We start from the raw sequence: 12193 nt of genomic DNA on the forward strand, positions 1-12193 counted from the left end.
CCCAGATGGAGCGCCGATCCCTCGCGTTGACAAGCCATCCCCCGCCTTCCAGAACCGCTGCCCACGGAAGCGGGATCGGACCATGACTGAAGATCGCGAGATCATCTGCGAGATTCGCGGCGCTGCCGGCGTCGTCGTGCTCAACCGGCCGAAGGCGCTGAACGCGCTGAGCCTCGGCATGGTCCGCGAGCTCGCGCGCGCCCTCGACGCCTGGGAGAACGATCCGCAGGTCACGCGCGTCGTCGTCATCAGCACGAGCGAGAAGGCCTTCTCCGCGGGTGGCGACATCCGCTGGCTGCATGATTGCGGCAAGGCCGGTCGCCATGACGAGATGCTCGCCTTCTGGGGTGAGGAATACATCCTCAACCACCGCATCAAGACCTATCCGAAGCCCTATGTCGCCCTGATCGACGGCATCGTCATGGGCGGCGGTGTCGGCATATCCTTGCATGGCAGCCATCGCATCGCCGGCGACCGCTATCTCTTCGCCATGCCGGAGGTCGGCATCGGCTTCTTCCCGGATGTCGGCGCGACCTATGCGTTGCCGCGCCTGGAAGGCGGCTTCGGCAGCTTCCTCGCGCTCACCGGCGAGCGCGTCGGCGCGGCCGATGCGCTGGCAGGCGGGCTCGCGACCCATGGCGTGCCGAGCGAGCACATGGCGGAACTCGCCGATGCGCTGACCCGGCCGGGCTCCGTCGACGACATCCTTGCCGGCTTCACGCTGCAGCGCGGCCCTGGCCCCTTGCATGGCGAGAGGGCGATGATGGCCGAGGCCTTCACGGCCGCGACCTTGCCGGAGGTGATCGCGCGCCTGCGCCGGGCCGCCGAGAAGGGCAGCGCGCTGGCCGGAAAGCTCTTGCAGACCATCGCGGTGAAGTCGCCGACCAGCGTCGCCATCGCCTTCGAGCAGATGCGACGTGGAGCCGGGCTCGATTTCGCCGAGGCGATGCGCACCGAATACCGCATCGTCTCGCGCATCGCCCGCGGCCATGACTTCTATGAGGGCGTGCGTGCCGTGGTAATCGACAAGGATCAGGCGCCGCGCTGGCAGCCGGCGACGCTGGACGAGGTGCAGCAAGCCGATATCGACGCCTATTTCGCGCCGCTCGGTGCCGACGAACTGAAGCTGGAGGGCTGAGCTTGGGCCTGGGCGGAGACGGCGAGGCCCTGCGCGGTGCCGGGGCGGGCGAGGCCGAAGCCAAGCGGGCGAACCGCTGGCGGCTCGTCCTCGTCTGGTTCCTGCGCCTGCTCTCCGCCTTCTGGCTCGCCAAGGGGTTGACGGCCTGGATGGTGATCTTCGGCCTGCCCGGCAATCCGCAGCCGCCCTTCGAGAACCGCCTGCTGAGCTACCAGGCGATCATCGTCTATTTCGCCGTGATCGATCTCGTCGCCGCCGTCGGGCTCTGGCTGACCTCGACCTGGGGCGGCGTGCTCTGGCTGCTCGCCGCGATCAGCCAGATGCTGCTCGGCTTCTTCTTCCCGCGCTTCGTGCCGATGACGGCCTGGCTCGTCGGCCTCTATATCGGGTTGATCGCCGTCTACTTCCTGGCGACCTGGGCGGCCGAGAACGAGGCGGAGTAGCTGGCGGCGTGTCGGCAGAAGGTGTCTTCCCGCACGCGCTGCGGCATGCAATGCCGCTGCGCAGATGCGGGACCGTCATCCGGAAAAGGTGCCTGTCATCCCGTGCGCGCCGCAGCGTGAAACGCTGCTGCGCAGACACGGGACCGTCCTCAGGAAAAGGCGCCTTTCTCGTCACGCGGTCCCGGGTCTGCGGCGCACCGCTTCGCGCTGCACCGCGCACGGGATGACAGCGCGGAGTAGCCGCCTGACCGCTCGATTGCGCCGAGTCATGGTAAGAATCGCTTTAGCTTAAGCGTTTCTGGCTTCACTTACGATTCACCCAAAGGGGTAAATCCCTGATTCATCCTGATATTTAAACTCGTTTTCATCCGCTCCAGCATATGGTGTTTTTCAGAAGCGGACCGGGAGACAAATCCTGGCCGACACACAACAGGCGGGATATACCATGAAAGCGAGCGTCAAGACTTCGGATGTTGCCAAGACGAGCGATGCCGACCTCAACGTGAAGCCTCTTTATCTTGAGTCCCTCACGCTGGTGGAGCGTCTGCATCGCCGTCTGCTCGACGTCATCAAGGATGAGTTCGAGCGCCGCGGCCGGGACGACGTCAACAGCGTGCAGGCCCTGCTGCTCTACAATATCGGCGATGCCGAGCTGTCGGCCAGCGAGCTGCGGACCCGCGGCTACTACCTCGGCTCGAACGTCTCCTACAACGTCAAGAAGCTGGTCGAGCTCGGCTATCTCCACCATGCCCGGTCGCGCATAGACCGTCGTTCGGTGCGCATCAGCCTGACGGATAAGGGGGCTGCGGTGCACGATATCGTGAAGGGCGTCTACGACAAGCATGTCCGCACGGTCGAGCAGATCGGCGGCATCGCGGCCGACGACTTCGAGCGGATGAACAACGCCCTGCTGCGCCTGGAGCGCTTCTGGACCGACCAGATCCGCTACAAGCTCTGAGATATCAGTCGCTTTTCGGCGACAGCCTGCCTATCCGCCTGCCATGACGCGGCCGGGACACCCTCCCGGTCGCGCTGGCTCGTTTCCGGCTGTTGCCGGCGGGGACTGTGGTTTTGCTGCCATGCATGCAGCAAAAGCGGGCCATGCCCTAAATTCGCCTCTGTCATCACGCCTCGTTAACTGTGCTAGGACACCGTCGGCGGCAGTGAGCTTGTCCGTCGCGCCAGTGCATCGCCAGCGTCGCCCGTTCCGGCGACGTTTTTGTGTGGTCTGCGTGCTCGCGTGAAGTCTTGAAGAGGGAAGAGATGTCGCATTTGAGCCTGACCCGCCGCGAAACCGTGCTGGCCCTGTTGTCGGGCGCCGCCACGGCAGCCGCCGCACCGGCGTTCGCCCAGCAGGCCGAATGGCGCCAGAGCTACGATGCCGGCGCGCGCAATGCCGTGGTGCGCTCCTCGACGCCGATGCTGTCGGCCGAGGCGCTGCAGGCGACGGAGCAGGCGATCGCGGCCTATCGCGACCTCGCCGCGCGCGGCGGCTGGCCGCAGGTTCAGTTGCCCGAGCGCATGAGCGTGGGTTCCAAGGGGCAGGGCGTCGTGGCCCTGCGCCGCCGTCTGATCGTCACCGGCGATCTCGATGCCGCGGCTGGCGACAGCAACGTCTATGATTCCTATGTCGAGGCGGGCGTGCGCCGCTTCCAGTCGCGCATGGGCCTGTCGACCACCGGTTCGATCAACCGCGCGACCATCGCAGCCCTCAACGTGCCGATCGATCGCCGCATCCGCCAGCTCGAGACCAATGTTGTCCGGCTGCGCAGCTGGTCCGGCAATCTCGGCGGCCGCTATGTCGTCGCCAACATCCCGGCCGCGACGGTCGAGACCGTCGAGAACGGCCATGTCGCCACGCGCCACGCGGCCGGCGTCGGCAAGATCGACCGTCAGTCGCCGCTGCTTCAGACCAAGATTCCCGAAGTCAATTTCAACCCGACCTGGACGGTTCCGGCCTCGATCATCCGCAAGGATCTGATCCCGACCATGCGCAAGCAGCCGAACTACCTGACGGAGAACAAGATCCGCATCATCTCGCAGAGCGGCGGCGAGATCGCGCCGGCGAGCGTCAACTGGAACTCCGACGAGGCGACGCGCTACACCTTCCGGCAGGATCCGGGCGGCGAGTTCAACTCGCTCGGCTTCGTACGCATCAACATTCCGAGCCCACACGGCGTCTACATGCACGACACGCCGTCGAAGGGCATCTTCGGCGACGATTACCGCTTCGTCTCCTCGGGCTGCATGCGCGTCCAGAACGTGCGCGACTATGTCGCCTGGCTCCTGAAGAACACGCCCGGCTGGGATCGCGCCAAGATCGACGAGACCATCCAGTCCGGCCAGCGCGTCAACGCCCGCATCGCCGATCCCGTGGCCTGCTACTGGGTCTATGTCACCGCATGGGCCACGCCCGATGGCGGCGTGCAGTTCCGCGACGACATCTACAACAAGGACGGCCTCGGGCCTGCGCCTGTCGCGGCGCTGCAGGGCGATCAGGACATCTGAGGCGTTTGCTTCATCCGAAGACCGAGAAAGCCCGCCGGTTTCCGGCGGGCTTTTTCATATCTGGATGCTCGCTACAGGTTTCAGCGCGTCAGCCAGGACGGGGCGACGTAGCCGACGCAGCGCGCCTCTCCGCGCCCCGGATTCATCACCTCGAAGGCCGGCACGGGGCAGTTGTTCCCGGGGGCTGGATTGTTGAGACGCGCGATGCTGTTGTCGCCACCCGGGAGCAAGCGATAGACGCTTGTGGACCCACCCGGATAATATTGCCTGGTCACCGTCCAGGTTTCGGCGGACGCCTCCTGACTCATCATCGGCATCGACAGGGCGATCGCGCTCGCACCGCCGAGAAAGACCTTCTTGATCTGCGCCGAGATCGAAGAGGCCGGGGAGGAGGCGCCGGGCGCGTGCTGTTTTGGGGCGTTCTGTGTCATTGAGAGGCATCCAGTGTTACGCTGATGCCTCTCGCAGCAAGCCGCAAGCCACAATTTGTTAACCAATGCGTTTGCACGGATTTTGGCGGATGCACGCCGGCCGATTATGCGCCAAAAGTCCGGGGATCAGCTCTTCCGGCCGGGGAGCGGCCGCAACCATGCCAGCGCCGCCGCAGCCGTCATCAGCGCGAGCAGCCCCGCCGTGCCGCGAAAAAGCCCGGCATAGCCTTGGCTCGAGATCAGCGGCGTGCTGGCCAAGGGCGAGCAGAACTGGCCGATGAAGATCGAGGCAGTCAGGATGCCTCCGGCCAATCCCCTGGAACCTCCAGGTGCCAGATCGAGCGCCACGGCGACGAAGCTCGGCGAAACCAGCGCATAGCCGGCCCCGATCGCAAGCGCAGCCGCGAACAGGAGGGGAAGCGATACCGGGCCGGATAGGAGCAGGAAACCCAGCGCCATCGCGCCATAGCCCGCGGCGAAGACGCCTGCGTAGCCGATCCTGCGCTGGACGCGCCGGTAGAGCAGGGCGGAGCAGCCGCCGGAGATCATCAGCAGCCCGAGGACGCTTCCGGTCATGACCGCACTCTCGTAGCCGCGTGTCTCTAGGAAGAACGAGATCTGCGTCGGCATCAGGAAGAAGATCATGTTCGTGGCGCCCTGAAGCAGGACCAGCAGGGCGAGCAGGCCGCGCCAGGACGGATGGCCGTCACGGTCGGTCGGGGACACGGTGCCCGTCATCGAACCGGCCCGCGGCGGCTCGACGATGGCGACCCACATCAGCGGCAGGAAGAGGGCGGCGAGCCCGTAGATCGCGAAGGGCAGGCGCGGCGACAGGGTTGCCGCCCAGCCGGCCAGCGAAATGAAGACGAGGCCGCCGAAATTCCGCGCCGAGATTTGCAGGCCGGTCAGCGCATTGCGATCTTCGCCGGTGAAATAGTCGCCGATCAGCGCGGTTTGCGCCGTCATGATCAACGCCACTGCGATCCCGAGTGCGAGACGGCTCGCGAAGATCGAGGGCAGGTCTGGCAGGACAAGCCCTGCGCAGCCAGCGATCACGAACAGCACGACCCCGGCGAGCAGCATCATGCGGCGGCCAATCCGATCCGCGGCGAGACCTGCGAGCGGCGCGAACAGCGCGACGCTGAGCGATGGCGCCGGCACCAGCAGCCGCGTGAGCAGCGCGGCGTTCGGATCGCCCGCGAACAGGCGCTCGATGCCCGGCAGCGCCGGGCTGATCGTCGCGTTCGCCATCGTGGTGAGCGATGCCGCCAGCAGGAGCGCGATGGCGCGCGGCTCCTGCCAGATCGGCATTTCCTGTGTTGATCCAAGGCGTTCCATGATTTTCCCTCTTGTCGAAATCATCCGTTCGGCAGAGCTTACGAATTCAAGTCAACTTGAGGTCAAGCATGCTTCTTCTGGATATCGGGGAGGTCGCGGAACGCTCGGGCGTGCCGGCCTCGGCCCTGCGCTATTACGAGGAGATCGGCCTCATCCGTGCGGAGGCGCGGCGGGGGTTGCGGCGGCAATACGATCCCGATGTCTTGCTCAGGCTGTCGCTGATCGGGCTCGGCAAGACCGCCGGCTTCTCGCTGGACGAGATCGCCGCGATGTTCGGTGCGGACGGGCAGCCGAACATTCCGCGTGAGCAATTGCGGGCGCGCGCGGACGACTTGCAGCGGCAGATGATCGGGCTCAGGACGCTGCGCGATGCGCTCCGCCATGTCGCGGATTGCCGGGCGCCGACTCACCTGGAATGCCCGACTTTCCGGGCACTGCTGCGCACGGCTTCACGCCGGCCGCTTGCCTACACGCCGCCCCGCCCGGAAAAGGAGAAGAAAATGCTGTCGAAGCGGCGCAGGCTGGCCGATTGACGGCTGCGGCGATGCAGCTTTCCCCGCGCGCGATCTATCGCTTGGACAGCCCCCCGCCCCATGATAGGGGAGCCGCGACGAAGCCGGGCGCCCACCGGCCGTTGAACTTCAGGAGCCGGACATGACCGACGCCGCGCTGAACAAGCACCTCTCGAACTCCTTCTTCGGCGCTTCGCTGCATGATGCCGATCCCGAGATCGCCCGCGCGATCGACCTGGAGCTCGGTCGCCAGCGCGACGAGATCGAATTGATCGCCTCCGAGAACATCGTCTCCCGCGCCGTGCTCGAAGCGCAGGGCTCGGTGATGACCAACAAATATGCCGAGGGTTACCCGGGCCGGCGCTATTATGGCGGTTGCCAGTTCGTCGACATCGCCGAGAAGCTCGCGATCGAGCGCGCCACCCGGCTCTTCGGCTGCACCTATGCCAACGTCCAGCCGAATTCCGGCTCGCAGGCCAATCAGGGCGTCTTCATGGCGCTGATGCAGCCCGGTGACACCTTCATGGGCCTCGATCTCGCCGCTGGCGGGCACCTGACCCATGGCGCACCGGTCAACCAGTCCGGCAAGTGGTTCAACGTCGTTTCCTACGGCGTCTGCGTCGTCGACCAGATGATCGACTATGACGCGATGGAGCGCCTCGCCGTCGAGCACAAGCCGAAGGTCATCGTCGCCGGTGGCTCCGCCTATGCCCGTCACTGGGACTTCGCCCGCTTCCGCGAGATCGCCGACAAGGTCGGCGCTTACTTCATGGTCGACATCGCGCATTTCGCCGGGCTCGTCGCGGGCGGCGCGCATCCCTCGCCGTTCCCGCATGCCCATGTCGTCACCACCACGACGCACAAGACGCTGCGCGGCCCGCGCGGCGGCATGATCCTGACCAATGACGAGGCGATCGCGAAGAAGGTCAATTCGGCGATCTTCCCGGGCATCCAGGGCGGCCCGCTAATGCATGTCATCGCGGCCAAGGCGGTCTCGTTCCACGAGGCGCTGCAGCCGGAGTTCAAGACCTACGCTCACGCCGTCGTCGCCAACGCCAAGGCGCTGGCCGAGACGTTGAAGTCGAAGGGCTTCGACCTCGTCACCGGCGGCACCGACAACCACCTGATGCTGGTCGACCTGCGTTCGAAGAAGCTGACCGGCAAGGCGGCGGAAGCCGCGCTCGGCCGCGCCCATATCACTTGCAACAAGAACGGCATCCCCTTCGACCCCGAGAAGCCGATGACGACCTCCGGCATCCGCCTCGGCACGCCGGCTGCGACCTCGCGCGGCTTCGGCATCGCCGAGTTCAAGCAGGTCGGCGAATTGATCGCCGAGGTGCTGGACGGTCTCGCCGCTCATGGCGAGGAGGGCAATGCTGCCATCGAGCAGGCGGTCACCGTCAAGGTGAAGGCGCTCACCGCGCGCTTCCCGATCTACTGAAGGCATCGTTGAAGGGGCCCTGAGAAAGGCTGGCGAACCGGAATGCGCTGTCCCTATTGCAGCTCCCTCGACACGCAGGTGAAGGACTCCCGTCCCACCGACGATCACGCCTCGATCCGCCGCCGCCGGGTCTGTCCCGATTGCGGCGGCCGCTTCACCACCTTTGAGCGCGTGCAATTGCGCGAGCTTACGGTCGTGAAGCGCTCGGGCCGGCGCACGCCCTTCGACCGCGACAAGCTGGAGACCTCGATCGCCCATGCCCTGCGCAAGCGCCCGGTCGCGCCGGAGCGGATCGAGCGCATGGTCAACGGCATCGTCCGCCAGCTCGAAAGCTCGGGCGAGGCGGAAATCCAGAGCTCGGCCATCGGCGAACTGGTGATGGAGGGGCTGAAGGGCCTCGACGACGTCGCCTATGTCCGCTTCGCCTCGGTCTACAAGAACTTCCGCGAGGCCAAGGATTTCGAGGAGCTGCTCGGCCAGCTCGGCACGATCGAGGAGGAGGGCGTTTCCGCCCCGCCCCGCCGCGTCGATGACTGATCTCAAGGCGCTTTCGGGCGACGAAAGCGCGTCCGAACGAAAACGGGAGACCGACCGCATCTTCATGCGCCAGGCGCTGGCCTATGGCGCGCGCGGCCTCGGCACGACCGCGACCAATCCTTCCGTCGGCGCCATCATCACCCGCGACACGCCCGATGGTCCCGTGGTGGTCGCGCGCGGCCATACCCAGCCCGGCGGCCGTCCGCATGGCGAGGCGCATGCCTTCTCGCGGGCGGGCGCCGCCTCGATGGGCGGCACGCTCTATGTCACGCTCGAACCCTGTTCGCACCGCTCGGTGCGCGGCGGCATCCCTTGCGTCGAGCACACCATCCTCTCGGGCGTGAAGCGTGTGGTCTCGGCGATGTCCGATCCGAACCCCTTCATCGCCGGGCTCGGCCACGCGCTGCTGCGCACGGCCGGCATCGAGGTCACGGTCGGCGTGCTGGAGGACGAGGCGCGGCAGGCGCATCGCGGCTATCTCACGCGCATCACGCAGGGCCGCCCGATGGTGACCTTCAAGATCGCCCGCACCGCGGATGGCTATGCCGGCGGGGCAGGGAGCGTGCCGCTCGCCGTATCGAGCCCGGTCGCCAGCGGCTGGGTCCATCTCCAGCGCGCGCATCACGATGTCATCATGCTCGGCATCGGCTCGGTCCTCGCCGACGATCCGCAATTGACCGTGCGCCTGCCCGGCCTAGCGGATCGTTCGCCGATCCGGGTCATCCTGGATACGCATCTGCGCCTGCCGCTGACCTCGAAGCTCGTCCGCACGGCCCATGAGGTTCCCGTCTGGGTGATCGCGGCCGAGACCGCGCCGATCGCGCCGGAACAGGCGCTGGTCGCGGCCGGTGTCGAGGTCATGCGGGTCTCGCTGGGACCGGACGGTCATCTCGACCTTGGCGAGGCGCTGACGCTGCTCGGCACGCGCGGCATCAACCGTGTCTTCTCGGAAGGCGGCCCGCGCATCGGCGAGAAACTCGCACTCGCAGGGCTGGCGGATGAGGTCATCGTCTCGACCTCGCCGAAAACGCTGGGGCAGCCCGGCGTCGTTGCGGTGCGTCCGGGCCTTGCCGCACAGTTGGCCGACCCCGATCTATACGCCCTTGTCGAGGCCGGTCAGATCGGCCAGGACCGTTTCGAGCATTTCACGAGGAGAGGCTGATGTTCACCGGCATCGTCACCGCCATCGGCGAGGTCGTAGAGGCCGAGCGCAAGGGGCCGAGCCTCAAGCGCCTCGCCATCGCCTGCCCCTATGAGGCGGAAGGCATCGCGATCGGTGCCTCGATCGCCTGTGCCGGCGTCTGCCTCACCGTCACCGCGCTGCGTCCGCGCACCGATGGCGAGCCCGGCTGCATCTTCCAGGTCGAGGCAGCCGCCGAGACCTTGGCGAAGACCATCGTCGGCAATTGGGAGCCGGGCACGCGGATCAATCTGGAGCGCTCGCTCAAGGTCGGCGAGGAGCTTGGCGGCCATCTCGTCACTGGCCATGTCGACGGCGTCGGCCGCATCCTCAAGATCGAGCCGATCGAGCCCGATCCGGACGAGCCCTGGGGCGCGACGGCCCGCTTCCATATCCGCGCGCCGCAAGGGCTGCCGCGCTTCATCGCGACCAAGGGCTCGATCTGCCTCGACGGCACCTCGCTCACCGTCAACTCGGTGGAGGACGATGTCTTCACCGTCCTGCTGATTCCGCACTCCTTCGCGGTCACCACCTGGGGGCAGCGCGGGGAGGGCGATCCCGTTCATGTCGAGGTCGATCTGATGGCACGGTATGCCGCGCGGCTTGCGGAGGCGCGCCCGCAAGGGTAACCAGCCCGATCACAGTCCAAGAAGGATAGAAGAAATGGCCGGACCCCGGCAGACCTCGGCCGACAAGGCCGCAACTCCTGCCGTCGAGATCGACGGCGCCCGCGTCCTCGTCGTCGAGGCGCGCTTCTACGACAACTACGCCGACGAATTGCTGGCCGGCGCCACCGCAGTGCTGGAAGAAGCCGGCTGCCGCGTCGATGTCGTCACCGTTCCCGGTGCGCTGGAAATCCCGTCCGCCATCGTCATCGGCCTGCGCGCCGCCGACGAGGCCGTCGACCCCTACGAGGCGGTCGTCGCGCTCGGTACCGTCATCCGCGGCGAGACCGGCCATTACGACATCGTCGCCGGCGAAAGCTCGCGCGCGCTGATGGATCTCTCGGTCGCCTTCGCGCTTCCGCTCGGCAACGGCATCCTGACCGTCGAGAACGAGGCGCAGGCCTGGGCCCGTGCCAACCGCGCCGACATGAACAAGGGCGGTGGCGCCGCCGAAGCCGCGCTCGCCGTGCTGCGCTACAAGCGCTCCCTGGCGGAGCCGTCCCAATGAGCCGCGCCGAGAAGCGGCGCGGGGCGCGGCTCTCGGTCGTGCAGGCGCTCTACGAGATGGAAATCGGCGGCCGTGGCGTCGTCGAGGCGATGGCCGAGTTCGAGCATTTCTGGATCGGCAAGGAAGTCGAGGAGATCGAACTGCCGGAGGCGGAGATCGCCTTCTTCCGCGATATCCTCGGCGGCGTCGTCCGCGAGCAGCGCCTCGTCGACCGCACCGTCGACGAATTGCTGGCCAAGGACTGGCCGCTGAAGCGGGTCGAGGCCGTGGTCCGCGCAATCCTGCGTGCCGGCGCCTATGAGCTCGCCTTCCGCAAGGACGTGCCGGCCCGCGCGGTCATTTCCGAATATGTCGCGGTCGCGCGTGCCTTCTACGAGGGCGACGAGATCGGCATGGTCAACGCCGTGCTCGACCGCATGGCCCGCGACTTCCGCGCCGACGAGTTCGACCCCGCCAGCGCCTGATGACCGAACCGACCCGCCCCGGCGAATTCGAGCTGATCGCCCGCTATTTCGCGCCGATCGCCGGGCCGGGCGGGCTTGGTCTCCTCGACGATGCCGGCCTGCTGCGGCCGGGCCGCGGCTATGAGGTCGTGGTCACGGCCGATGCCCTCGTCGCCGGTGTCCATTTCTTCCCCGACGATCCGCCGGATGCGATCGGCTGGAAGGCGCTGGCCGTCAACCTCTCCGATCTCGCCGCCAAGGGCGCCAAGCCCGAAGGCTTCGTCCTGACGCTCGCCCTGCCGCGCGGCTGGACCGAGGGCTGGCTCGCCGGTTTCGCCGCCGGCCTTGCCCGCATGGCGGAAGCCGCCGGTTGCCCACTGATCGGCGGCGACACCGTCTCGACCTCAGGGCCGCTCACCCTCTCGATCACAGCCTTTGGCACGGTCCCCGCCGGGCGGATGGTCAGGCGCTCCGGCGCCAAGCCGGGCGATATTATCCTCGTTTCCGGCAGCATCGGCGACGGTGCGCTCGGCCTCAAGGCCCATGGCCCGGACAAGCCGGGCTGGGTCGCGGCGCTGAGCCCGGAGGATCGCACCTTCCTCGCCGACCGCTATCTCCATCCGCAGCCGCGCCATGCTCTGGCCGATGCATTGCAGCGTCACGCCTCGGCCGCGATGGACGTCTCCGATGGGCTCGTCGGTGATCTCTCGAAGCTCCTGAAAGCCTCCGGCGTCGGCGCCGAGATCGATCTCGACACGATCCCGCTCTCGGGTCCGGCCCGCGCGGCGATCATGGCTGTTCCCGCGCTGGCGGAACTGGCCTGGACCGGCGGAGACGACTACGAAATTCTCTGCGCGGCCTCGGAAAGGGAATATCCTGCTCTTGTCGCGGCCGCGGAAGGGGCGATGCTTCTTCTGACGCCGATCGGGCGGGTCTCGGGTGAGGCCGGCGTGGTGACGTATCGCGAGAAGGGTGAGGTGCGTAGCTTCGCACAGGGCTCCTTCTCTCATTTCTGACAGCGGCGCATCATGGCGGCCGCGAGGCGCGTT

Annotated in this window: 14 protein-coding genes; 12 read left to right on the plus strand and 2 right to left on the minus strand. The window is 67.0% G+C overall.

The genetic code is table 11. The annotated features are described in order from the left end of the window. Positions 1-82 precede the first annotated feature (82 nt). From AC07NY_RS17030 to AC07NY_RS17045, 4 genes are all read left to right on the plus strand, one after another. Complete coding sequence (locus AC07NY_RS17030; RefSeq protein ID WP_494584834.1) at positions 83-1138, plus strand: enoyl-CoA hydratase/isomerase family protein; 1056 nt, start codon at positions 83-85, stop codon at positions 1136-1138. A gap of 2 nt (positions 1139-1140) precedes the next feature. Continuing rightward, complete coding sequence (locus AC07NY_RS17035; protein WP_336814486.1) at positions 1141-1581, plus strand: DUF6163 family protein; 441 nt, start codon at positions 1141-1143, stop codon at positions 1579-1581. Between the two features lie 445 nt (positions 1582-2026). Further along, positions 2027-2539 (plus strand): transcriptional regulator LdtR, encoded by a 513-nt coding sequence (ldtR, locus tag AC07NY_RS17040; protein WP_336814487.1) that lies wholly within the window; start codon positions 2027-2029, stop codon positions 2537-2539. A 305-nt stretch (positions 2540-2844) separates the two neighbouring features. Next, complete coding sequence (locus tag AC07NY_RS17045; RefSeq protein ID WP_494584835.1) at positions 2845-4089, plus strand: L,D-transpeptidase family protein; 1245 nt, start codon at positions 2845-2847, stop codon at positions 4087-4089. A gap of 80 nt (positions 4090-4169) precedes the next feature. Here the strand turns inward: AC07NY_RS17045 and AC07NY_RS17050 are convergent, their stop codons facing one another. Next, the gene (locus AC07NY_RS17050) at positions 4170-4520 is read right to left on the minus strand and encodes a hypothetical protein (RefSeq protein ID WP_492283756.1); all 351 of its coding nucleotides are present in this window, start codon (positions 4518-4520) and stop codon (positions 4170-4172) included. 126 nt (positions 4521-4646) lie between these two features. Beyond that, positions 4647-5858 (minus strand): MFS transporter, encoded by a 1212-nt coding sequence (locus tag AC07NY_RS17055; RefSeq protein ID WP_494584836.1) that lies wholly within the window; start codon positions 5856-5858, stop codon positions 4647-4649. A 68-nt stretch (positions 5859-5926) separates the two neighbouring features. Between AC07NY_RS17055 and AC07NY_RS17060 the strand changes: the two genes are divergently transcribed. The 8 genes from AC07NY_RS17060 to thiL all read left to right on the plus strand — a co-directional run bounded on the left by AC07NY_RS17060 (position 5927) and on the right by thiL (position 12160). After that, on the plus strand, positions 5927-6391 hold the full coding sequence (locus AC07NY_RS17060; protein ID WP_494585135.1) for a helix-turn-helix domain-containing protein: 465 nt from the start codon (positions 5927-5929) through the stop codon (positions 6389-6391). Positions 6392-6512: 121 nt separating this feature from the next. After that, positions 6513-7811 (plus strand): serine hydroxymethyltransferase, encoded by a 1299-nt coding sequence (glyA, locus tag AC07NY_RS17065; protein WP_494584837.1) that lies wholly within the window; start codon positions 6513-6515, stop codon positions 7809-7811. Between the two features lie 42 nt (positions 7812-7853). Further along, positions 7854-8348, plus strand: coding sequence for a transcriptional regulator NrdR (gene nrdR, locus AC07NY_RS17070; protein ID WP_257731624.1), 495 nt, complete (start codon positions 7854-7856; stop codon positions 8346-8348). Next, the gene (ribD, locus tag AC07NY_RS17075) at positions 8341-9510 is read left to right on the plus strand and encodes a bifunctional diaminohydroxyphosphoribosylaminopyrimidine deaminase/5-amino-6-(5-phosphoribosylamino)uracil reductase RibD (RefSeq protein ID WP_494584838.1); all 1170 of its coding nucleotides are present in this window, start codon (positions 8341-8343) and stop codon (positions 9508-9510) included. Before nrdR ends, ribD begins: the two co-directional genes overlap by 8 nt. Then, positions 9510-10157 carry a riboflavin synthase gene (locus AC07NY_RS17080; protein ID WP_494584839.1) on the plus strand — a complete coding sequence of 216 codons (648 nt, stop codon included), beginning with the start codon at positions 9510-9512 and terminating at the stop codon, positions 10155-10157. The genes ribD and AC07NY_RS17080 overlap by 1 nt, the downstream gene beginning before the upstream one ends. Before the next feature lie 34 nt (positions 10158-10191). Further along, the gene (gene ribH / locus AC07NY_RS17085; protein WP_494584840.1) at positions 10192-10701 is read left to right on the plus strand and encodes a 6,7-dimethyl-8-ribityllumazine synthase; all 510 of its coding nucleotides are present in this window, start codon (positions 10192-10194) and stop codon (positions 10699-10701) included. Then, complete coding sequence (nusB, locus tag AC07NY_RS17090; protein ID WP_257731627.1) at positions 10698-11165, plus strand: transcription antitermination factor NusB; 468 nt, start codon at positions 10698-10700, stop codon at positions 11163-11165. Before ribH ends, nusB begins: the two co-directional genes overlap by 4 nt. Then, complete coding sequence (thiL, locus tag AC07NY_RS17095) at positions 11165-12160, plus strand: thiamine-phosphate kinase (RefSeq protein WP_494584841.1); 996 nt, start codon at positions 11165-11167, stop codon at positions 12158-12160. The genes nusB and thiL overlap by 1 nt, the downstream gene beginning before the upstream one ends. Positions 12161-12193: the final 33 nt, after the last annotated feature.

The sequence above is a fragment of the Allobosea sp. GW821-FHT09G06 genome (assembly GCF_059416005.1).

Bases quoted from the DNA above. Each gene is read 5' to 3' on its own strand.
- AC07NY_RS17030 (WP_494584834.1), top strand. From the start codon at position 83: ATGACTGAAGATCGCGAGATCATCTGCGAGATTCGCGGCGCTGCCGGC.
- ldtR (WP_336814487.1), top strand. From the start codon at position 2,027: ATGAAAGCGAGCGTCAAGACTTCGGATGTTGCCAAGACGAGCGATGCC.
- AC07NY_RS17045 (WP_494584835.1), top strand. From the start codon at position 2,845: ATGTCGCATTTGAGCCTGACCCGCCGCGAAACCGTGCTGGCCCTGTTG.
- AC07NY_RS17050 (WP_492283756.1), bottom strand. From the start codon at position 4,520: ATGACACAGAACGCCCCAAAACAGCACGCGCCCGGCGCCTCCTCCCCG.
- AC07NY_RS17055 (WP_494584836.1), bottom strand. From the start codon at position 5,858: ATGGAACGCCTTGGATCAACACAGGAAATGCCGATCTGGCAGGAGCCG.
- AC07NY_RS17060 (WP_494585135.1), top strand. From the start codon at position 5,927: ATGCTTCTTCTGGATATCGGGGAGGTCGCGGAACGCTCGGGCGTGCCG.
- glyA (WP_494584837.1), top strand. From the start codon at position 6,513: ATGACCGACGCCGCGCTGAACAAGCACCTCTCGAACTCCTTCTTCGGC.
- nrdR (WP_257731624.1), top strand. From the start codon at position 7,854: ATGCGCTGTCCCTATTGCAGCTCCCTCGACACGCAGGTGAAGGACTCC.
- ribD (WP_494584838.1), top strand. From the start codon at position 8,341: ATGACTGATCTCAAGGCGCTTTCGGGCGACGAAAGCGCGTCCGAACGA.
- AC07NY_RS17080 (WP_494584839.1), top strand. From the start codon at position 9,510: ATGTTCACCGGCATCGTCACCGCCATCGGCGAGGTCGTAGAGGCCGAG.
- ribH (WP_494584840.1), top strand. From the start codon at position 10,192: ATGGCCGGACCCCGGCAGACCTCGGCCGACAAGGCCGCAACTCCTGCC.
- nusB (WP_257731627.1), top strand. From the start codon at position 10,698: ATGAGCCGCGCCGAGAAGCGGCGCGGGGCGCGGCTCTCGGTCGTGCAG.
- thiL (WP_494584841.1), top strand. From the start codon at position 11,165: ATGACCGAACCGACCCGCCCCGGCGAATTCGAGCTGATCGCCCGCTAT.